Here is a 20,198-nt window from a genome sequence, read left to right on the forward strand (position 1 = left end):
CAAGTGGACTGGGCCGGGCCGAGATGTCAGAGCGCACCTTTGGACGGCTTGGTCGGGTCGCGGGACGGCTTGGCCGGGCCAACGGCTTCCCGGGCCGGCCGGATCCGTCGGGGCCGTTCGGGCCGTTCGGGCCGTTCGGGCCGTGCGGGCCGTGCGGGCCGTTCGGGCCGTGCGGCCGGGGCGGGCGAATGGCTGATCCTCCCGACTCGCGCTGTGTTCATCTGCTCATATGCCCGGAGCTGGCAGATCCTGCCTGGATGTCCCCCCTGCGCCCGCTCTTGCCCGTCATGCTGCCGGCCCTGCTCACCGTGCTGCTCGTGGCCCCGGCGCCCCCGTCGGCCCACGCCTCCGGGCGTGACGGGGCCGAGGGGATCGAAACGGCCCGCACCGCCCGGCAGATCGCACCCGGGGTCCGGCTGGAGTCGTACGACCGGCTCGAAGCCGACCGGTGGCTGCGCATCGACGAACTCGACGTACGGCTGGCGGGTGCGGGCGCCGCTGGGGCTGGCGGTGCGGGTGCCGACTCAGGTGTGCGTGCGGAGTACCTCGGCGGCCGGGGGCTCGCCGCCCTCGCCGACTCCGCCGCCCGCCACCCCGCCGGGCCGGGCCGCCGCGTGGTCGCCGCCGTGAACGGTGACTTCTTCGACATCCGCGGTACGGGCGCCCCGCTCGGTCCCGGCATCGGCGCCGGACGGCTGCTGCACACGGCCTCGTCCGGCGCCGGACAGGCCGTGGGATTCGACGCCGACGGGCTGGGCCGGGTCCTGCGCCTGGCCCTCGACGGGAGCGTCACCCTGCCCGGGGGCGCGGTCCGCCCGCTCGCCGGTTTCAACACCGCGCGGCCGCCCGCGGAGGGCTTCGCCGCCTACACCGCCGACTGGCCGGCGGCCGGACTCCCCGTCTCCGGACCGGCGGTGGAACTGCGCGACGGCCGGGTCGCGGCCGTGCGCGCGGCCGTACGCCGGCCCGCGCGCCGGGACCGTCCCGCACCCGGAACCACCCTGCTGATCGCGGCGGGCACGGCGGCGCCGGAACTTGCCGCCCTGCGCCCCGGGGACGCGGTCGCCGTGGCGGCGCGTCCCGTGGCGGCCGGGGGCGGGCCGCTCCCGGTGAGCGCGGTCGGGGGCCGGGAGGCGCTGGTCGTGGCCGGGGTCCCGCAGGACCACGACGGCGAGCCGAACAACGCGGCCGCGCCGCGCACCGCCGTCGGCTTCTCCCGCGACGGCCGGCGGGCCCGCCTGGTCACGGTCGACGGCCGCCAGCCCGACAGCGGCGGCATGACCCTGACGGCGCTCGGCCGGCTGATGCACCGCCTCGGCGCCCACGAGGCCCTCAACCTGGACGGCGGCGGCTCCTCGACCCTCCTCGCGGCCCTGACCGGGGAGGCGGCCCTGACCGTGGAGAACTCCCCGTCGGACGGCCGCCAACGCCCGGTCCCCAACGGCCTGGTCCTCACGGCCCCGTCCGGCACCGGCCGCGCCACGGGCTACCGGATCGAGCCCGTCGGCGGCGCGCCGCGCGCCTTCCCCGGCCTGACCCGGACCCTCAGGGCCACCCCCTACGACGCCCTGCTCGGCCCGGTACCCGCGCCGGAGACGGCCCCGTCGTGGTCCCTCCCCGGGGGCGGCGGCCGGATCGACTCCGCCGGCGGATTGCGGGCGGCCGCGCCCGGCCCGGTGGAGGCCCGGGCCCAGGGAGGAACGGCGCGCGGTGCGCTGCGCGTCGAGGTCCTCGGCGCGGTGACCCGGGTCCGGGCCGTTCCGGACCGGATCGGGCTCGCGGAGGAGGGGGAGAGGGCACGGTTCGTACTGACCGGCCACGACGCGCAGGGGGCCGCCGCCGTCATCGAACCCCGGGACGTCGCACTCGACTACGACCGCTCCCGGTGGAGCGTCGCCGACGACGGGAGCGGCGGGTTCACGGTGACTGCCCGGGTCCCGGGCGCGGCCGGAAGGGTCCGGGCCACGGTGCGGGGTTCCACCGTGGCCGCGGCCGAAGTGGCGCTCGGGGTGGGCCTGTCGGACCGCCCGCTCGCGGACATGGAGGACGCCGCCCGCTGGACCGGCACCGGCGCCGCGCCCGGCGAGGGCCGCCCCGGCCGGGGACTCGCCCTGACCCCGCCGGCCGGGGGCGGCACCGCCACCGCGGCCCCGCCCCGCCCGCTCCGGGTCCCCGACCTGGCCCGCTCGCTGCGCCTCTGGGTGAACGGCGACGCCTCGGGCACCCGGCCCGCCGTGGACCTGACCGACGCCGAGGGAACCACCGCCACCCTGCGCGGCCCCGCCGTGGACTGGACCGGCTGGCGCCGGATCGACCTCCCCCTCCCACCCCAGGCGGACCCCCCGTTCACGGTGACCCGCCTGACGGCCACCACCCCGTCCCCCACCCGCACCAAGCACCACACCACGCCCCCACCCAAGCCCCACATCCAGGCCGCCGCCCCGGGGCCCGCGGGGAGCGGGGTGGGGCGGGTGCTGGTCGACGGGCTCGTGGCGCGGACGCCGCCGACCGGGGTGGTTCGTACGGGCGACGGGCGCGATCCGGTCGTGGCCACGGAGGGGCGGGTGAACTCCCGGCCCTGGCGGTTCGCGGTCGAGGCCGCCGGGGCCCGGCCGGCTTCGGCCGCCGGAGCCGGCCGGACCGCGGCCGTCGACTTCGCGCTGACCGGCGCCGGGCGGCCGGCCTTCGTGCACCGGGGCGTACGGTTCCTGCCGCTCGGCTCCACGCGCCCCACCCTCGCCGGCGGCGGGCTGGAGCGGATCACGGCCCTGCGGGCGGCCCTCGCGACGGCCGCCCGGGAGCCGGGCACGGGCGCGCTGGCCGTCGTAGAGCCGTACGCGCCGCAGGCCGTCGACCGCAAGGAGGCCGCCCTGCGGCTGCGGCTCCTGGCGGAGTTCCGCCGGGCCACCGGCAAGCGGGTCCTCGTCCTCACGGTCGGCGCCCCCCGCTTCGCGGCCGGCCGCACCGAGGGCGTGCTCACCGTCGCCGCCCCGCGCGCCGGCCGCACCGTGATCGGCGCCGACGCCTTCGCCGCGGGCGACTGGCTGTCCGTACTGCCGGCCGGGCCGGTCCGGCCGGCAGGCGGCCGGTGAAGCCGGTCAGGAACGGAGAAGCCCCGGCCGCGCCCCCACCCGTAGCGTGAAACCCCTCGACATCAACCTTTCGCGGTGCTTCATCGCCGTCGACGACCACGACACGGCGTTCCGCTTCCACCAGCCCCGCACGCGCCGAGATCCACCGACCCGCCTACCTGGCGCCGCTCCCGGAAGACACCGCCGATCGGGTAGACAGGAGGACGTTGCCGCGACCGCGTAGGCGGCCGCGGCCCAGGAGCGCGGCCGCAGCGCGCCGGACCCACAGTATGGAGACACGATGAGCAAGGTCACGAGGACGGGCACGCAGTCACCCGAGCCGCACGCCGCCGACGTCCACGACCTGATCCGCGTTCACGGCGCGCGGGTGAACAACCTCAAGGACGTCAGCGTCGAGATCCCCAAGCGCCGGCTCACGGTCTTCACCGGGGTGTCCGGTTCGGGCAAGAGCTCCCTGGTGTTCGACACCATCGCCGCTGAGTCGCAGCGGCTGATCAACGAGACCTACAGCGCCTTCGTCCAGGGCTTCATGCCGACCCTGGCGCGCCCCGAGGTCGACGTCCTCGACGGGCTGACCACCGTGATCACCGTCGACCAGCAGCGGATGGGCTCCGACCCGCGCTCGACGGTGGGCACCGCCACCGACGCGAACGCGATGCTGCGCATCCTCTTCAGCCGGCTCGGCAAGCCGCACATCGGCTCGCCCAAGGCCTTCTCCTTCAACGTGGCCTCGATCAGCGGGGCCGGCGCGGTCACCATGGAGCGCGGCGGCCAGACCGTGCAGGAGAAGCGCACCTTCAGCATCACCGGCGGCATGTGCCCGCGCTGCGAGGGCCGCGGCTCGGTCAACGACATCGACCTCACCGCGCTCTACGACGACACCAAGTCGCTCGGCGAGGGCGCCCTCACCATCCCCGGCTACACGATGGACGGCTGGTACGGCCGCATCTTCAGCGGCTCCGGCTTCTTCGACATGGACAAGCCGATCCGCAAGTACACCAAGCGCGAACTGAGCGACCTGCTCCACAAGGAGCCGACGAAGATCAAGGTCGAGGGGATCAACCTCACCTACGAGGGGATCATCCCGAAGCTCCAGAAGTCGATGCTGTCCAAGGACGTCGAGGCGCTGCAGCCGCACGTCCGGGCGTTCGTGAAGCGTGCGGTGACCTTCACCGTCTGTCCCGACTGCGAGGGCACCCGGCTCAGCGCGGGCGCCCGGTCCTCGAAGATCAAGAAGATCAGCATCGCCGACGCCTGCGCGATGCAGATCAGCGACCTGGCCGAGTGGGTCCGCGACCTCGACGAGCCCTCGGTGGCCCCGCTGCTGGCCACGCTCCGCCAGACCCTCGACTCGTTCGTGGAGATCGGGCTCGGCTACCTCTCCCTGGACCGCCCCTCGGGCACCCTCTCGGGCGGGGAGGCCCAGCGCGTCAAGATGATCCGCCACCTCGGTTCCTCGCTCACCGACGTCACCTACGTCTTCGACGAGCCCACCGTCGGCCTGCACCCCCACGACATCCAGCAGATGAACCGCCTCCTGCTGCGCCTGCGCGACAAGGGCAACACGGTGCTCGTCGTGGAGCACAAGCCGGAGACGATCGCGATCGCCGACCACGTCGTCGACCTCGGTCCCGGCGCGGGCCAGGGCGGCGGCACCATCTGCTTCGAGGGCACCGTCGAGGGGCTGCGGGCGGGGGACACCATCACGGGCCGGCACTTCGGCGACCGCGCGCGCCTCAAGGAGAAGGTGCGCGAGCCCCACGGGACGCTGGAGATCCGCGGCGCGAAGACGCACAACCTGCGGGGCGTCGACGTCGACGTGCCGCTCGGGGTGCTCGTCGTGGTCACCGGCGTCGCCGGCTCCGGCAAGAGCTCGCTCGTCCACGGCTCGATCCCGGCGAGCGAGGGCGTGATCTCGGTGGACCAGGGTGCGATCCGCGGTTCCCGGCGGAGCAACCCGGCGACGTACACGGGCCTGCTCGACCCGATCCGCAAGGCCTTCGCCAAGGCCAACGGCGTCAAGCCGGCCCTGTTCAGCGCCAACTCCGAGGGCGCCTGCCCGGGGTGCAACGGCGCCGGGGTCGTCTACACCGACCTGGCGATGATGGCCGGGGTCTCCACCACCTGTGAGGAGTGCGAGGGCAAGCGCTTCCATGCCTCGGTGCTCGAACACCACCTCGGGGGCCGCGACATCAGCGAGGTCCTCGCGATGCCGGTCACCGAAGCCACCGAGTTCTTCGGCGCCGGGGAGGCCCGCACCCCGGCCGCGCACCGGATCCTGGAGCGGCTGGCGGACGTCGGGCTGGGCTACGTCAGCCTCGGACAGCCGCTCACCACGCTCTCCGGGGGCGAGCGGCAGCGGCTCAAGCTGGCGACGCACATGGGGGAGAAGGGCGGGGTCTACGTCCTCGACGAGCCGACCGCCGGGCTGCACCTGGCGGACGTGGAGCAGCTCCTCGGCCTCCTCGACCGGCTCGTCGACTCGGGCAAATCGGTGATCGTGGTCGAACACCACCAGGCGGTCATGGCCCATGCCGACTGGATCATCGACCTCGGCCCCGGCGCCGGTCACGACGGCGGCCGGATCGTCTTCGAGGGCACCCCCGCGGCCCTGGTCGAGGGCCGCGCCACCCTCACCGGCGAGCACCTGGCGACCTACGTGGGCGCCTGAGGAAGCCCCGGCAGGATCCTCACGGACCGCCTCAGAGCCGTACGAGGGTGACCTCGGTCGCCTTCACACTGGTCCACACCGCGGCGCCGTCGACGATTCCCAGTTCGGCGGCGGCCTCGGGGGTGATCTCCGCGACGAGGTCGGGCGCCCGGTCCGAGGCGACGAGCACGCGCAGCCGGCTGCCGGCCGAGGTGATCTCCCGTACCGTGCCGGGCCATACGTTACGAGGACTGCCGCTCGGGCGGTCCCGGTGCACGGACACCGCCTCGGGGGCGATGATCGCGAGCGCCTGCGCCCCCTCGGGCAGCGCCTCGGCCACCACCAGGCGGCCCCCGGCGGCGAGTTCCAGCCCGTCGGCGGTGGCCGTGCCGGGCCAGGCGTTGCGCCCGAGCATCCGGGCCACCCACGGGGAGCGCGGCTGCCGGGTCACCTCGGAGGGCGGCGCGTCCTGCAGGGTCCGGCCGTCGGCGAGTACGAGGACCCGGTCGGCCAGGGACACCGCCTCGACGGGATCGTGCGTGACGATGAGGCAGACCCCGCCGAAGCCGGCCAGATGGGTGCGCAGGGTGTGCCGGACATGGGCGCGGGTCGTCTGGTCCAGGGCGGCGAGCGGCTCGTCGAGCAGCAGCAGCCGGGGCCGGGCGGCCAGCGCGCGGGCCAGCGCCACCCGCTGGGCCTGCCCGCCGGAGAGCTGGGCGGGCTTGCGGTGGGCCAGGTGCCCGACGCCGAGCCGGTCCAGCCAGGCCTGGGCCTCGGCCCGGGCGGCGGCCCGGGGCACCCGGCGGGCACGCAGCCCGTAGGAGGTGTTGGCGAGCGCGCTCAGGTGCGGGAACAGCGCCCCGTCCTGCGGTACCCAGGCGACCTGGCGCCGGTGCGGGGGCAGGCCGGTCACGTCGGCGTCGCCGAGCCGGAGCTCGGCGTGGGCGCGCGGGGTCAGGCCGAGCAGGGCGCGCAGCAGGGTGGTCTTGCCGGCGCCGTTCTCGCCGACGACGGCGATGGTGGTGCCGGGTTCGGCGTCGAGGGTGAGCTCGTTGAAACCGGTGACGGTGGCGTGCAGCGGCCAGTGCCCGCCGTCGGCCGGAGCCCCGGGCGACGGCGGCGCGGGCCTCGTGGCCGGTGAGCCGGGGGAAACGGGAGCCCCGGGGGAGAGCGGAGCCCCGGGCGGTACGGGTCCCACGGGCTCGGGCCCGGCGGGCTCCTCGGAGGCCACCGGAGCACCGGAGTCCTTGCGGGCGACCGGAGTTCCGGTCCACCTGCCGCGCAGGGCGACCAGCACCGCCATGGCGATCGCGAGCAGCAGCAGGGATACGGAGGTGGCGGCCTCGGGCTGGTCCTGGAGCAGCAGGTAGACCTGGAGCGGCAGGGTCTGGGTGGTGCCCGGCAGGTTGCCCGCGAAGGTGATGGTGGCGCCGAACTCGCCGAGCGCACGCGCCCAGGTCAGCGCGGCTCCGGCGACCAGGCCCGGGGCCACCATCGGCAGCGTCACGGTGAAGAACACGCGCAGCGGCGTGGAACCCAGGGAGGCGGCGGTCTCCTCGTAGCTCGGCTTGAGCCCGCCGAGCGCGCCCTCCAGGCTGATCACGAGGAAGGGCATGGCCACGAAGGTGGCCGCTATGACCGCGCCGGAGGTGTGGAAGGGCAGCGTGATGCCGAAGGTGCCTTCCAGCCAGGGGCCGAGCAGCCCGCGCCGGCCGAATCCGAGCAGCAGGGCCACACCGCCGACCGTGGGCGGCAGCACCATGGGGAGCAGGACCAGCGAGCGCACCAGCGCCTTGCCCCGGAACTCGACGCGGGCCAGCAGCCAGGCGAGCGGCACCCCGAGAAGCAGGGAGAGGCCGAGGGCCCACAGGGAGACGACCAGCGAGAGCCGGAGCGCCTCGACCACACCGGGGCTGGTGAGGTGCGCGCCGAGATCGCGCCACTGGGTGCGGGAGAGGATGCCCACGAGCGGCATCAGCAGGAACGCCACGGCGAGCAGCGCGGGGAGCGCCAGGGCAACGGGGGGCCGGGCGCGACGGGTACGGAGTCTGCTCATGTGGGTTCCTGGCCGGAGACGTCGGGACGCCGCCGGGGGCATCGGGATCCCCGGGCGGCGTGGGCAGCGTAGTGCGGCGGACGCCGGACGGAGAGGGACGGCCCGTCCCCCCGGACCGGGCGGTCCCTCTCCGTCAGCGGACCGTCAACCGGTTACGGCTTCTGGAAACCGGCGTCCTGGAGGATCTTCTGGGCCTCCGGGGTGGTCAGCCACGCCACGAACGCGGCCGAGGCCTCGGCGTTCTTGGAGCCCTTGAGCGAGGCGGCCGGGTACGTGGCCACGGCGTTCTCGGCGTCCGGGATGTCCACGACGGCGACCTTGTCACCGGACTTGAGGGTGTCGGTCTTGTAGACGAGACCGGCGTCGGCCTCGCCCAGCTCGACCTTGCTCAGCACGGCGCGGACGTTGGGCTCCTGCGAGACCGGCTTCACCTCGATCTTCTGGGCGTCGAGGATCTGCTTGCTGTAGCGGCCCACCGGGACCTCGGGCGCGGCCAGCACCACCTTGATCTTGGTGTCGGCGAGGTCCTTGAGGCCGGCGATCTTGAACGGGTTGCCCTTGCCGGTCGCGATGACCAGGCGGTTCTTCGCGATGATCGCCGGGTCGTTGGTCTCGGACAGCAGGCCCGTCATGGTCTTGGTGTCGGCGGTGACCAGTGCGTCGGCCGGGGCGCCCTGCTTGACCTGTGCGGCGAGCTCCTGCGAACCCGCGAAGGAGAAGGTGATCTTGGTGCCCGGGTGTGCCTTCTCGTACGCCGCGCCCGCGGTCTTGAAGACGTCGGTCAGGGAGGAGGCGGCGAGCACCGTCAGGTTCGCGGGCTTGACCTCGGCGGACGCCGAGGCGCTCGGGGAGGCGGCCGTGTCCTTCTTGTCGTCGCTGCTGCCGCAGGCGGCGAGCGCCGGCACGAGCAGGGCGGCGGAGAGGGTGAGCGCGGCGGTGCGGCGGTTCATGGGCATGATCCGGGACATGAGCTGGTGCTCCTCGGTCGGGTCGGCGGCCGGCGTGGTGCCGGATCCGCGCGGTGGTGACCCGCGCCGGTGACGGGCGGAGCGGGTGGGGTGGGGACGCGTCGTACGGAGTGGTACTCGGCGGTGCTGGGCTGTACTGAGCGGTACTGAGCGGTGCTGGGAGGTGCTGGGGCGCTGCTGGACCGGGTGATGCCGCGTGGCGCCGGGTGGTTCAGGCGCGGTCGATGTGCACGCTGGTCGACTTCACGCGGGCGGTGGCCCGCATGCCGACCTGCAGTCCGAGCTCGTCCACGGCCTCCCGGGTGAGCAGGGAGACCAGGCGGTGGGGACCGGCCTGGATCTCGACCTGGGCCGCCACGTCGCCGAGCTTGACGGCGGTGACGATGCCCGGGAAGGCGTTGCGCGCGGAGGTGTAGGTCTCGCCGTCCTCGGTGTGGGCTCCCTGTGCCACCTCGATGGAGAAGGCGGCCAGGGCGCGGCCGTCGATCAGCCGTCGGCCGCCCTCGTCGCGATGGGTCGCGACGCGGCCGGCGTCGGCCCAGCGGCGCGCGGTGTCCGGGCTGACGCCCAGGAGGCGGGCCGCCTGGCCGATGGTGTAGGACTGCATGTGCGACAAGGTAGGGGCACGTGTGCGGCATTTGCAATTCCATTGGGATGATATCCATGGCAGATACCACCGCACTTGTCGTAACCACCAAAAACCATTCCGTTTCCACCGGCCCGGCTCAGCCGGTTCCGTGCGACCGCTCGGCCCGCCCCGGCCCGGCGCGGCTCGCTAAAGTCGGGGCATGGCTGAAGAAGGAACCGCAGGTGTGGGGACGGGGTCGGGGTCGGCGCGGGTCGACGTGTGGATCTGGTCCGTCCGGCTGACGAAGACGCGGGCCATCGCCGCCACGGCCTGCCGGGCGGGGCATGTACGGGTCAACGGAGAGCGGGCCAAGCCGGCGCAGGCGGTGCGGGCCGGGGACGAGGTGCGCCTCTTCCATGCGGGGCGCGAGCGCATCGTGGTGGTCCGGCGTCCGGTGTCCAAGCGGGTCGGCGCTCCGGCCGCCGCGGAATGCCTGACCGACAACAGCCCGCCGCCGCCGACCCCGGTGGAGGCGGCGGTGGTCGGCATCCGCGACCGCGGCGCGGGCCGCCCGACCAAGCGCGAACGCCGCGAGATCGAAAACCTGCGCGGCGGCCGGTAGGGGCCGCCGGGGGCGGCGGGTCCCGGTAGGAGCGGCGGAGTCCCAGGGGGAGACCTCCTGGGACTCCGCCGTTTTTCGGCGACTCTCGGTGCCGCCGTGCGCCCTGCCGCCCTGCCGCCGTGCCGTTGCGTGTCATGCCGCAGTGGTCCCGCGTATCGCCAGTGTCGACTTGTCGACCCCTCCCGCATGCCGCCCTCCGGCCCGGCCCGCGCTCCCGGAGGGAAAATTTCTGCAAGCCATTGCGGCAGTTCTCCCCGCAAAGGGCCATCGAGGGCTGACCGTAAGCGCCCGGTGCCGAGATTTCCGCTTCACGAGGGGTTCACGCGCTGGTGACACACGGATAACCTCCCCGCAAAACCTTGCGGCAAGTTTTCAATGCCGCGGAGCCGCAGGGCTGTTGGGCCCCGCTTCGAGGAGCAGACCTTGAGATCACGTACGCGATCACACCCCGGAGGGCGGGCCACGGCCCTGGCCCTGGCCGTCGCGGGATGTCTGGCGGCCGCACTGCCGGCCGCCGGAGCCTCCCCCGCCGAGGCGGCCGCGGCTCCGGTCGCCGCGGCGGCGTCGGGTGATGCCACGGCGACGGTCTTCTACTACACCAAGACCCGCAACTGGGCTGCCTACAACCTGCACTGGGCACCCGACGGCGGCAGCTGGACGACCGTGCCCGGCACCGGGATGGAAGCCGCCTGTACCGACTGGGTGAAGAAGACCGTCAGCCTCGGCGCGGCAGCCGGCCTCCAGGCGACCTTCAACAACGGCCAGGGGACCTGGGACAACAACGGGGGCAAGAACTACGCCCTGGGCACCGGGGTCATCACGGTCAAGGACGGGGTCGTGGCGCACAGCGACCCCTGCGCGGCGGACCCCGGCACCGGAACGGGAACCGGTGCGAGCGCCACCGTCTACTACGCGACGACGACGGTCGGCTGGCCCACCGTCAACCTGCACTGGGCCCCGACCGGCGGTTCCTGGACCACGATCCCCGGCATCGGCATGGACCCGGCCTGCACGGGCTGGGTGAAGAAGACGGTCCCGCTCGGCCCGGCCGCCGGACTCGCCGCCACCTTCAACAACGGCAACGGCACCTGGGACAACAACAACGGCAGGAACTACGCCCTCGGCGCGGGCCTGTCCACGGTCAAGGACACCACCGTCACCGCGAACGCCGCCGACCCGTGCGCCGCTGCCGTCCCCGACACCACCGCGCCCACCGTGCCCGCCGGCCTGCGCGCCGCCGCCACAGACGTGTCCACCGTCGTCACCTGGGACCCCGCCACGGACGACCGGGGCGTGACCGGCTACCAGGTCACCCGCTCGGGCGGCACCAAGGGCGCCGTCGTCACCTCCGTCACCTCCACGGTCCTCACCGAATCGGCCCTGGAGGAGCGCACCGCCTACACCTACACGGTCAGGGCGGTGGACGCCGCGGGGAACCTCTCCGCCGCCTCCGCCCCGGCCGTCGCCACCACGGGCACCCGGCCCCCGGCCCCGGCGGGATCGGCGCCGCTGGGCGGAGACCCGCGCAAGGACCCGATCTACTTCGTGCTCACCGCGCGCTTCAACGACGGCGACACCACGAACAACCGGGGCGGCAGCCAGCACGTGAAGTCCGGGAACGCCGCCAACGACGACCCGATGTTCCGCGGGGACTTCAAGGGGCTGGTCGAGAAGCTGGACTACGTCAAAGCCCTCGGCTTCTCCGCGATCTGGATCACCCCGGTCGTCCTGAACCGCTCCGACTACGAGTACCACGGCTATCACGGCTACGACTTCTACAAGGTCGACCCCCGCCTCGAATCGGCCGGCGCCTCCTACCAGGACCTCATCAACGCCGCCCACGCCAAGGGCGTCAAGATCTACCAGGACGTGGTCTACAACCACAGCTCCCGCTGGGGGGCCAAGGGCCTGTTCACCCCCACCGTCTACGGCGTGCGCGACGCGCAGTGGTCCTGGTACTACGACGAGAAGCAGGCCGGCTTCGAGTACGACGGCCTCACCGTCGACCCCAAGAGCGGAAAGTCGTACTACAACGGCGACTTGTGGTCGACCGCCGAACCGGCCGGGAACACCTGCGTCAACTGGGGCGCAGCCACCCCGTACAAGAGCGCCGAGGGCTACACGATCTACAACTGCCAGTGGCCGAACCCGACCTCGGGCATGTTCCCCAAGGCCCTGTTCCACCAGTGCTGGATCGGCAACTGGGAGGGTGAGGACGCCCGTTCCTGCTGGATCCACGAGGACCTCGCCGACTTCAACACCGAGAACCCGACCGTCCAGAACTACCTCATCGGCGCCTACGACAAGTACATCGACATGGGAGTGGACGGCTTCCGCGTGGACACGGCCGTCCACATCCCCCGCGTCACCTGGAACCGGCGCTTCCTGCCCGCCATCCAGCAGCGCGTGGCCCAGCAGTTCGGCGCTCAGAAGGCCCAGGACTTCTACGTGTTCGGCGAGGTCGGCTCCTTCGTCAACGACAAGTGGAACCGCGGCTCGGCCAACCAGTCCGCCCAGTACTACACCTGGAAGGAGTCGGCGACGTACAGCGCGGACGACGCCACCGCCGCCGTCCAGCAGTACACGACCGACAACGACCCGGCGAAGCAGCCGACCAGCACCAACGCCTTCCTCAACGGCAACCTCTACCACGCCCCCGACCACAGCAGGTTCTCCGGCATGAACGTCATCGACATGCGGATGCACATGAACTTCGGGGACGCGAACAACGCCTTCCAGAACGGCAAGGACTCCGACGACAGCTACAACGACGCCACCTACAACGTCGTCTACGTCGACAGCCACGACTTCGGCCCCGGAAAGTCCTCCACCCGGTACGCCGGGGGCACCGACGCCTGGGCCGAGAACATGTCCCTGATGTGGACCTTCCGCGGCATCCCGACCCTGTACTACGGCTCCGAGACCGAGTTCCAGGCCGGCAAGCAGATCGACTGCGGCCCGACCTGCCCGCTCGCCGGCACCGGACGCGCCTACTACGGGGACAAGATCGCGGGATCGGTCACCGCGGCCGGCTTCTCGAAGGTCGCCACGGCCACCGGACCCGTGGCCGCCACCCTGGAGTCCCCCCTCGTCAAGCACCTCCAGCGGCTGAACGAGATCCGCCGCGCCGTGCCCGCGCTCCAGATGGGCCAGTACTCCACCGAGGGAGTCTCGGGAGGCATGGCCTTCAAGCGCCGCTACACCGACACCGCCACCGGGGTCGACAGCTTCGCCCTCGTGGCCGTCACCGGGGCCGCCACGTACACGGGCGTACCCAACGGCACGTACAAGGACGCGGTCACCGGCGACGTGCGGACCGTCACCGGAGGCACCCTGTCCGTCCCGGCCCCCGGAAAGGGCAACCTGCGGGTCTACGTGCTCGACCTGGGCGGCGGCAACGCCGCCCCCGGCAAGGTGGGCGCGGCCGGGCCCTACCTGAAGTAGCGGAGCGGGCCGGTCACCGCAGGAGGCCGGCCAGCAGCTCGCGCTGGTCGTTCGCGAGGAGGGCGAGCTGCGTGCGGTTCGCAAGGCCGGACTTGTGCAGGGCGCGGGAGAGATGGGTCTTGACCGTGCCCTCCGCGAGGCCGAGCCGTTCGGCGATCTCCCGGTTGCCCAGCCCGTCGGCCAGCGCGACCACGCAGCGCAGCTCGCCCTGCGAGAGGCTGCGGATGCGGGCCATGACCTCGGGGGTCGGCGCCGGATGGTGGTGCGTGGCGAAGCGGCTCATGACGGTGGAGATCACGTCGGGGCTGAGCACGGCGCGGTGTCCGGCCGCGCTGCGCACCGCCTCGCGCATCTCCGCCGCCGAGGCGGTCTTCAGCAGGTACCCGTCGGCGCCCGCCCGCCAGACCCGGGCCACCTGTTCCTCGTCCGCGATGGTCGTCAGGATCAGGATGCCGAGGCCCGGGTGCTCCGCGCGGAGCAGCCGGGCGGTCTCGGCGCCGTCCGGGCCGTCGGGCATGGCCAGGTCCAGGACGACGACGTCGGGGGAGTGCTCCGCGACGGCCCGCAGGGCCTCGGATCCCGTGCCCGCCTCGCCCACCACCTCGATCTCGTCCGGGACGGCGAGGATGGTGCGCAATCCTGCGCGGATGACGTCCTCGTCATCGGTGATCACGATGCGGATCACTGCTCTGCTCCTTCGGGTGCGTAGGGGGCGTGGGCGCGCAGCAGATAGCCGTCGGTGACCGGACCGGCTTCGAGTCCGCCGCCCAGTGATTCCAGCCGGCCGCGGAGCCCGGCCTGGCCGAGGCGGGTGCCCGGAGCGAGCGACCGTACGGGCGCGCCCGGCGGCCCGTTGCGGACGTCGAGCGTCCAGCCTGCGGGGTCCGCTCGCAGCGACAGCCGGACCGCCGAACCGGGCGCGTACCGCAGGATGTTGGTCAGTCCCTCGGTGACCACCCGGCGGGCGGCCTCGCGGTGGGCCGCGGGCAGCCGCCCGAACCCCTCGGCGAACCCGTCCGCGAGCCGTACGTCGACCCCCGCCGCCCTGACGCTGTCGAGCGAGCGGCCCAGGGCGTCGAGTCCGGCACCGTCCGGCGCCTTCGTGTCCAGCTCGCGCAGCCGCAGCACGGCGGTCATGCCCCGGAGATGGTCGGATGCGGTCGCGCACTGCCGCTGCGCGGCGTCGAGGAGCCCGTCGGCCGCCGGATCCCGGCCGCCCAGGGAATTCCGCAGCGATTCGACCAGGATGTTCAGCAGCGCCACGTCATGGCCGAGCAGATCGTGGAACTCCCTTACGAGCCTGCGCCGTTCGGCGTTGACTGCCTCGGCCGCCCGCTCCCGGGCCACCTCCTGGAGATGCGCCCGCTCCGCCAGGTGCCGGCTCCGGGTCACTCCCACCACGCTCGTCAGGGCCACGGCGGAAGCCAGCAGGGCCAGACTGGAGGGGGAGTTCTCGTGGACCAGCGGCGGGCCGGAGCCCAGTGCGTTGAGCGTGATGAGCTCGGCCGTGGCGGCAACCGCGAACCCGTAGGCGTAGGAGGTGCGTTGGTGGCGGCCGGCGGCGTAGGCGAGGAAGAAGAGGGCGATGAACTTCGCACTGAGCGCGGTCGCGGCAAGAATCACGAGGGCGGCGAGCGGGAAACGGGTCCGGCGTCACAGCAGTGCGGCGCAGGACACGAGGATCCCCAGCCAGCGCAGCAGGGGGTGGCTGGCCCAGGACTGGTGCGCGACCTCGGCGTAGACCTCGAAGGGGACGGTGATCAGCAGGCAGGTCGCAGCGGCGGCGCGGTCCCAGGCGACGGGCCCCCAGGAGGCAGGTCCCCGGGAGGCAGGTCCTCCGCCGGCGGGGTCCAGCCGGTGCGGCGCCGCCCGGACGAGCGCGTTCCACATCGTGGTCCTCTCCCTCCTCACCTGCTGATACCCCGGTGCGCGGGTGCGCGGGTGCATGCGTGTACGAGCACCCTGCCATCGGCGGGGAGCCCGGCCCGGCGTGCGACACGGTGCGCGTCCCGCCCGGAACCGGTCCGGGCGGGACGCGCACGAGGTCGCGGCCTGGTCAGTGGGCGCCGGACCGGACGCCGGGGCGGCGGTCCAGGAACCAGTGGGCGGCGAGCTTGAGCTGGTCCTCCAGGAGGAAGCAGCAGATCGCGTAGCCCCATACGGCGGCCGCCCAGCCCCAGCCGAGCGGGGTCATTCCGACGCCGAACACGGTGACGAGGGTGGCGATCGCCTGCGCGACGGCGACCGCGACGACCAGAGGCCTGGCCGGGGCCGGCGAGGTCCAGAACCGGCCCCGGGTGCGGGTCACGAAGATGGTCAGCTGACCGGAGACCGACAGGCTGAGGTAGACGAGGGAGTGGATCAGGCCGTCGCCGAGGTGGAAGACCTCCCGGCCGAGGACGAAGAGCAGGAAGGTCTCGGCGACGCCCACCACTCCCAGCACCGTGGCCACCGTCAGGACGCTGCGCATGTCCCAGGTCACGGGCTTGTGGGAGCCGCGGACCTTGTCGTAGGCGATGGTCAGGATCGCCCCGTCGTTCAGCAGGGCCAGCAGGACGATCATCATCGCGGTGACCGGGAAGAAGTTGTACGCGACGATCGTCAGGGTGATCAGGCCGAGCACCCGGATGGTCTCCGTGATGCGGTAGGTGGCGTAGTTGACCATCCGCTGGATGATCTCCCGGGCCTGGCTGATCGCGTGGGAGATGACCGACAGTCCGGGCGTCAGGAGCACCACGTCGGCGGCGGCCCGCGCGGCGTCCGTGGCGTCGGCCACGGCGATGCCGGCGTCGGCCTGCTTGAGCGCCGGGGCGTCGTTGACCCCGTCGCCGGTCATGCCGACGATGTGGCCGCGCTCCTGGAGCATCTTGACGATGCGGTACTTGTGCTCCGGGAAGACCTGCGCGAAGCCGTCCGAGATCTCCACGAGTTCGGCGAGCTCCGCCTCCGGACGGCTGTCGTCCAGCGCGTGGGTGTTCAGGATGTTGTCGCCCATCCCGATCTGACGGGCCAGCTCCCGGCTGATGGCGACCTGGTCGCCGGTGACCATCTTCACCGAGACGCCCAGGCCGTTCGCGGCGGCCACGGTGTCCGCGGTGTCCTCGCGCGGCGGGTCGGCCAGCGGCAGGATGCCGAGCAGGCGCCAGGCGCCCGACTCGTCGGTACGGGCCACGCCCAGGGACCGGAAACCGCGGGCGGCGAACTCGTCGGCGATGCGCGCCACCTGCGCCGCGGCCGGGTCCCCGTCGCAGAGCCGGGCGATGACCTGGGGGGGCTCCCTTGCTCACGTGGTACGAGTCCGGCGCGGGGCCGGGACCGGGGCCGAAGCCGACGGTGGCTTCGGTGCGCTTGCTGACCGGGTCGAAGGGGACGAAGTCGGTGACCGGCAGGCCGTGCGCCCAGCCGGTGTCGGAGCCGGCCAGCCGGTCGGTGGCGGTGGAGATGACGATCCGGTCGATCGGGTCGCCGTTCTCGGCGCGGGAGGCCAGGGCGGCGGAGCCGAGCAGGTCGTCCTGGTCGACGCCCTCCGGGATCCAGGGGTCCAGGATCGCGAGGCGGTTCTCGGTCAGGGTGCCCGTCTTGTCGGAGCACAGGATGTCGATGCTGCCCAGCTCCTCGACGGCGGGCAGGTTCGAGACGACCGCTCCGCGCTTGGCGAGGTTGCGGGCGCCGACGGCGAGGGTCACGGACATGACGGCCGGCAGGGCGACCGGAACGGAGGCGATGACGACGACGAGCGCGAACTCCAGGACGGAGAGCACCGGATTGCCGCGGGCCACCGAGACGACGATGGTGAGGGTGACGAGGGCGACGGCCAGCAGGATCAGGTAGTTGCCGATCTTCAGCACCGCCTGCTGGAGGTGGCTGGCCGAACCGGCCTCGCTCACCAGGGCGGTGGTCTTGCCGAAGAAGCTGTGGACGCCGGTGCCCTCGACGACGGCGTCGGTCTCGCCGCGCACGATCACCGAGCCGGAGTACAGGGTTTCGCCGCGGCCGCGCTCGACGGGCAGGGACTCGCCGGTCAGGGCGGCCTGGTCGACTTCGAGGGTGCCGGCGCCGAGCGCCCGCACATCGGCGGGGACGACGTCCCCGAGCCGGACCCGGACGATGTCGCCCGGAACCAGTTCGCGGACGGCCTCCGTGCGCCAGACCCCGTCGCGCAGGACGCGGGCCTCGGTGGCGAGGCGCTGCTTGAGGGCGGCGATGGCGTTGGCCGCCTCGTGCTCCTCCATGAAGGCGACCACGCCGTTGACGACGAGCAGGACGCCGATGATGGCCACGTCCACCCAGTGCTGCACGGCGATCGAGAGGACCAGGGCGGTCTCGATCATCCAGGGGATGGGGGCCCAGAAGTAGCCGAGGAACTCCCGCAGGGGGTTCTTGTGTTCCTCGGTGATCTCGTTCGGGCCGTGTTCCGCGAGCAGCCGGTGTGCCTGGGCGGTGGTCAGGCCGTCCGGCCAGGAGGCCGGGAGGCCGACCTCCTCGGGCTCCTCGGGTGCGGCCGTACCGGCTGCTCCGGCGGCGTGGGTGAGGGCGGCGGGGGTGGCGGGAACGTTGGGAGTGGGGGTGGCGGGGACGGTGGGGAAGGTCTCGGTGCTCACGGCCGGTCACTTGCTTCCGTGCAGCAGGGAGAGGAAGGAGGGGATCTCCATCGGGCGGGCGCCGCTCGTCATCGCCATGTGCGCGTGCGACACCGTGCCGGCCCGCAGGATGCGGATGACGGAGCTGCCGCACTCTGTGCACGCGCAGCGGGTCAGGGGCGAGGGGACCCGGTCGCCGTCCACCGTGCAGAGCGTGCGCTGGACGCCGGTGCCGTCGATGTAGTGGTGGACGTCGTACTGGGTCTCCCAGCCGTGCCCGCAGTCGAGGCAGGTGAAGGCGTAGGACTCGTGGACGGCCTCCGGGGCCGTGTGGGGGGTGAAGTCGTCGATTGCGCTCATCGCGTGTTCCTCCGACCGGTGGTGGACTTCTCGGCCGCAGTTGCTGCGGCGCCACGGGGTCGGTGCCCGGTCTCACTCCGACCTCTTCCAGGAAACGACCATCGAATGATCGATGGGAGCGGTGAATGACCTCATCTTTATGGCTTTGCGCCTGGGGTCTCGGGACATTTCGTAAGCGGAAGTGAAGGAGGCGGCGCTACTCGTGCAGGTGTTCGAATGTCGCGTTACCCTGGACTCATGCACGCACTCCAGGGCTCGCTCTTCGACCAGGCCGACGAGATCCGGCTCGGTCCGCTGGCGGGCGTCCGGCGCACCGAGCTGGGCTCCGGTGCCTGGGTGGATCACCTGCCGGGCTGGCTGACGGGCGCCGGCGCGCTGTTCGAACGGCTCGTGGCGGACGTCCCGTGGCATGCCGAGCGCAGGCGGATGTACGAGCGGGAGGTGGCGGTGCCGCGCCTGCTGGCCCACTACGGCGCGGCCGACCCGCTGCCGCACCCCGCCCTCGCCGGGGCCCGGGCCGCACTGAGCGGCCACTACGCCCGTGAGCTGGGCGAACCCTTCACCACGGCCGGGCTGTGCCTCTACCGCGACGGCCGCGACAGCGTCGCCTGGCACGGCGACCGCAACGGCCGCTCCGCCACCGAGGACACGATGGTCGCCATCCTCTCGGTGGGCGACCCCCGCGACCTGGTCCTGCGACCCCGCGGCGGCGGCCCCACCCTGCTCCGCCTGCCCCTGGGACACGGCGACCTGGTGGTGATGGGCGGCTCCTGCCAGCGCACGATGGAACACGCCGTCCCCAAGACGGCCCGCCCGGTCGGCCCCCGCATCAGCGTCCAGTTCCGCCCGCGCGGGGTCAGCTGACCCGGCGGGGGCACTCCCTAGGCCGCGTCGAGTTCCTTCGGCGGGCGGGCTGCCGAGGCCGCCGCGTGCAAGGAGCGCAGGGCCAGCAGGAGGATGCCGATGTCGTCGAGGTAGACCGGGTCCGGGATCAGGTCCACCGGGGAGACCGTGTAGATCACGGCGGCCCAGAACAGGGCCTTGTCGCGCAGCGGGATGCCCGCGTCGCGCAGGAGTCTGCGAGCCGCGAAGACCCGTACGAGGAGCACGGCCGCGGTGACGGCCAGACCGGCCGCCACCACCGCCGCCACGATGAGCCACGCGGTCGTCGAGTCCATCAGGCTCCCTGGGTCCGCAGGCGGCGGCTGACCTCGCCGAGCCCGTCCGCGAGCATGTCGAGCTGCTCGGGGGTGAGGACGTCCACCAGGACCTCCCGCACCGTGGTCACGTGCCCGGGCGCCGCCTCCGCGAGCCGGGCGCGGCCCGCATCGGTGAGGACGGCGTAGACCCCCCGGACGTCGGAGGGGCAGGTGCGGCGGCGGACGAGGCCCGCCTTCTCCATCTGTGTGACCTGGTAGGTCAGGCCGCTCTTGGAGTTGACGAGCCCGTTGGCGAGCTCCGTCATGCGCAGCTCGCCCTCCGGCGCCCTGGCGAGTCGCACGAGGATCTCGTACTGCGGGTGGGAGAGTCCGGAGTCGTCCTTGAGCTGCTGATCGAGGCGGCGGTTGACCAGCGCGGAAGCGGCCAGGAACCCCTGCCAGGCGCGCATTTCGCGGTCGTCCAGCCATTTCGTTTCAGCCATGGATCCAGGCTACACGGAGAGTTCCAATTTGAATCAGCGGCGGATGCCGGGCTAGGGTCCGGGGGAGTAATTCGAATTTGAACAACACGCGCCACCCGCCCCCTCGGGACGCCCGACCGGAAGGAATCTCAATGATCGTGTCAAGCCGCCTGCGTGACTGGTGGGGCGGAGGTGAAGAGCCTTTTGTCACGCAGCATCGCCCAGAGCACGTCGATC

At 72.9% G+C, this 20,198-nt stretch carries 15 protein-coding genes and 2 pseudogenes; 5 read left to right on the forward strand and 12 right to left on the reverse strand.

Annotation, left to right across the window (positions count from 1 at the left end; all coding sequences use genetic code 11):
- Nucleotides 1-257 precede the first annotated feature (257 nt).
- Nucleotides 258-3,092 carry a phosphodiester glycosidase family protein gene (locus ACIA8F_RS21885; RefSeq protein WP_399380986.1) on the forward strand — a complete coding sequence of 945 codons (2,835 nt, stop codon included), beginning with the start codon at nt 258-260 and terminating at the stop codon, nt 3,090-3,092.
- A gap of 280 nt (nt 3,093-3,372) precedes the next feature.
- On the forward strand, nt 3,373-5,763 hold the full coding sequence (locus ACIA8F_RS21890) for an ATP-binding cassette domain-containing protein (RefSeq protein WP_399380987.1): 2,391 nt from the start codon (nt 3,373-3,375) through the stop codon (nt 5,761-5,763).
- A 31-nt stretch (nt 5,764-5,794) separates the two neighbouring features.
- Here the strand turns inward: ACIA8F_RS21890 and ACIA8F_RS21895 are convergent, their stop codons facing one another.
- The 3 genes from ACIA8F_RS21895 to ACIA8F_RS21905 form a co-directional block, all read right to left on the reverse strand.
- Nucleotides 5,795-7,798, reverse strand: coding sequence for an ABC transporter permease (locus ACIA8F_RS21895; protein WP_399380989.1), 2,004 nt, complete (start codon nt 7,796-7,798; stop codon nt 5,795-5,797).
- 152 nt (nt 7,799-7,950) lie between these two features.
- Nucleotides 7,951-8,766: a molybdate ABC transporter substrate-binding protein gene (gene modA, locus ACIA8F_RS21900; protein WP_399380991.1), complete on the reverse strand. Its 816-nt coding sequence runs from the start codon at nt 8,764-8,766 to the stop codon at nt 7,951-7,953.
- 211 nt (nt 8,767-8,977) lie between these two features.
- Nucleotides 8,978-9,373, reverse strand: a complete 396-nt coding sequence (locus ACIA8F_RS21905; RefSeq protein ID WP_274547382.1) for a molybdopterin-binding protein — start codon at nt 9,371-9,373, stop codon at nt 8,978-8,980.
- A gap of 181 nt (nt 9,374-9,554) precedes the next feature.
- On the opposite strand from ACIA8F_RS21905, the gene ACIA8F_RS21910 reads away from it, so the two are divergent.
- Nucleotides 9,555-9,956, forward strand: coding sequence for an RNA-binding S4 domain-containing protein (locus tag ACIA8F_RS21910; protein WP_399380993.1), 402 nt, complete (start codon nt 9,555-9,557; stop codon nt 9,954-9,956).
- A 423-nt stretch (nt 9,957-10,379) separates the two neighbouring features.
- Complete coding sequence (locus tag ACIA8F_RS21915) at nt 10,380-13,400, forward strand: carbohydrate binding domain-containing protein (protein ID WP_399380995.1); 3,021 nt, start codon at nt 10,380-10,382, stop codon at nt 13,398-13,400.
- A gap of 13 nt (nt 13,401-13,413) precedes the next feature.
- On the opposite strand, the gene ACIA8F_RS21920 is transcribed toward ACIA8F_RS21915, so the two are convergent.
- From ACIA8F_RS21920 to ACIA8F_RS21950, 7 genes and pseudogenes are all read right to left on the reverse strand, one after another.
- Complete coding sequence (locus ACIA8F_RS21920; protein WP_399380996.1) at nt 13,414-14,085, reverse strand: response regulator; 672 nt, start codon at nt 14,083-14,085, stop codon at nt 13,414-13,416.
- On the reverse strand, nt 14,082-15,023 hold the full coding sequence (locus ACIA8F_RS21925) for a sensor histidine kinase (protein WP_399380997.1): 942 nt from the start codon (nt 15,021-15,023) through the stop codon (nt 14,082-14,084). Before ACIA8F_RS21925 ends, ACIA8F_RS21920 begins: the two co-directional genes overlap by 4 nt.
- 30 nt (nt 15,024-15,053) lie before the next feature.
- A complete protein-coding gene (locus ACIA8F_RS21930) occupies nt 15,054-15,290 on the reverse strand; it encodes a hypothetical protein (protein WP_399380999.1) in 237 nt (78 codons plus the stop codon).
- A gap of 166 nt (nt 15,291-15,456) precedes the next feature.
- Entirely contained in the window at nt 15,457-16,623 is a 1,167-nt protein-coding gene (locus ACIA8F_RS21935; protein ID WP_399381001.1) for an HAD-IC family P-type ATPase, read from the reverse strand.
- 325 nt (nt 16,624-16,948) lie between these two features.
- Nucleotides 16,949-17,632 (reverse strand): annotated as a pseudogene (locus ACIA8F_RS21940) (HAD-IC family P-type ATPase); the annotation flags it as partial.
- 132 nt (nt 17,633-17,764) lie between these two features.
- A pseudogene (locus ACIA8F_RS21945) lies at nt 17,765-18,001 on the reverse strand (cation-transporting P-type ATPase); the annotation flags it as partial.
- 6 nt (nt 18,002-18,007) lie between these two features.
- Complete coding sequence (locus ACIA8F_RS21950) at nt 18,008-18,340, reverse strand: hypothetical protein (RefSeq protein WP_399381002.1); 333 nt, start codon at nt 18,338-18,340, stop codon at nt 18,008-18,010.
- Between the two features lie 237 nt (nt 18,341-18,577).
- Between ACIA8F_RS21950 and ACIA8F_RS21955 the strand changes: the two genes are divergently transcribed.
- Nucleotides 18,578-19,204, forward strand: a complete 627-nt coding sequence (locus ACIA8F_RS21955) for an alpha-ketoglutarate-dependent dioxygenase AlkB (protein ID WP_399381004.1) — start codon at nt 18,578-18,580, stop codon at nt 19,202-19,204.
- A gap of 17 nt (nt 19,205-19,221) precedes the next feature.
- Here ACIA8F_RS21955 and ACIA8F_RS21960 read toward each other — a convergent pair whose 3' ends face one another.
- Together ACIA8F_RS21960 and ACIA8F_RS21965 are read right to left on the reverse strand one after the other, a co-directional pair.
- Nucleotides 19,222-19,518 (reverse strand): YkvA family protein, encoded by a 297-nt coding sequence (locus ACIA8F_RS21960; protein ID WP_399381005.1) that lies wholly within the window; start codon nt 19,516-19,518, stop codon nt 19,222-19,224.
- Nucleotides 19,518-19,982, reverse strand: a complete 465-nt coding sequence (locus ACIA8F_RS21965) for a MarR family winged helix-turn-helix transcriptional regulator (protein ID WP_399381007.1) — start codon at nt 19,980-19,982, stop codon at nt 19,518-19,520. Before ACIA8F_RS21965 ends, ACIA8F_RS21960 begins: the two co-directional genes overlap by 1 nt.
- Between the last annotated feature and the right edge of the window lie 216 nt (nt 19,983-20,198).

Source organism: Streptomyces sp. NPDC051563, assembly GCF_044454225.1.
Classification (GTDB): domain Bacteria; phylum Actinomycetota; class Actinomycetes; order Streptomycetales; family Streptomycetaceae; genus Streptomyces.

Coding starts and splice junctions, on each gene's coding strand:
- ACIA8F_RS21965 (WP_399381007.1), bottom strand. CDS start 19,982: ATGGCTGAAACGAAATGGCTGGACGACCGCGAAATGCGCGCCTGGCAG.
- ACIA8F_RS21950 (WP_399381002.1), bottom strand. CDS start 18,340: ATGAGCGCAATCGACGACTTCACCCCCCACACGGCCCCGGAGGCCGTC.
- ACIA8F_RS21955 (WP_399381004.1), top strand. CDS start 18,578: ATGCACGCACTCCAGGGCTCGCTCTTCGACCAGGCCGACGAGATCCGG.
- ACIA8F_RS21910 (WP_399380993.1), top strand. CDS start 9,555: ATGGCTGAAGAAGGAACCGCAGGTGTGGGGACGGGGTCGGGGTCGGCG.
- ACIA8F_RS21930 (WP_399380999.1), bottom strand. CDS start 15,290: ATGTGGAACGCGCTCGTCCGGGCGGCGCCGCACCGGCTGGACCCCGCC.
- ACIA8F_RS21890 (WP_399380987.1), top strand. CDS start 3,373: ATGAGCAAGGTCACGAGGACGGGCACGCAGTCACCCGAGCCGCACGCC.
- ACIA8F_RS21960 (WP_399381005.1), bottom strand. CDS start 19,518: ATGGACTCGACGACCGCGTGGCTCATCGTGGCGGCGGTGGTGGCGGCC.
- ACIA8F_RS21885 (WP_399380986.1), top strand. CDS start 258: ATGTCCCCCCTGCGCCCGCTCTTGCCCGTCATGCTGCCGGCCCTGCTC.
- modA (WP_399380991.1), bottom strand. CDS start 8,766: ATGTCCCGGATCATGCCCATGAACCGCCGCACCGCCGCGCTCACCCTC.
- ACIA8F_RS21895 (WP_399380989.1), bottom strand. CDS start 7,798: ATGAGCAGACTCCGTACCCGTCGCGCCCGGCCCCCCGTTGCCCTGGCG.
- ACIA8F_RS21905 (WP_274547382.1), bottom strand. CDS start 9,373: ATGCAGTCCTACACCATCGGCCAGGCGGCCCGCCTCCTGGGCGTCAGC.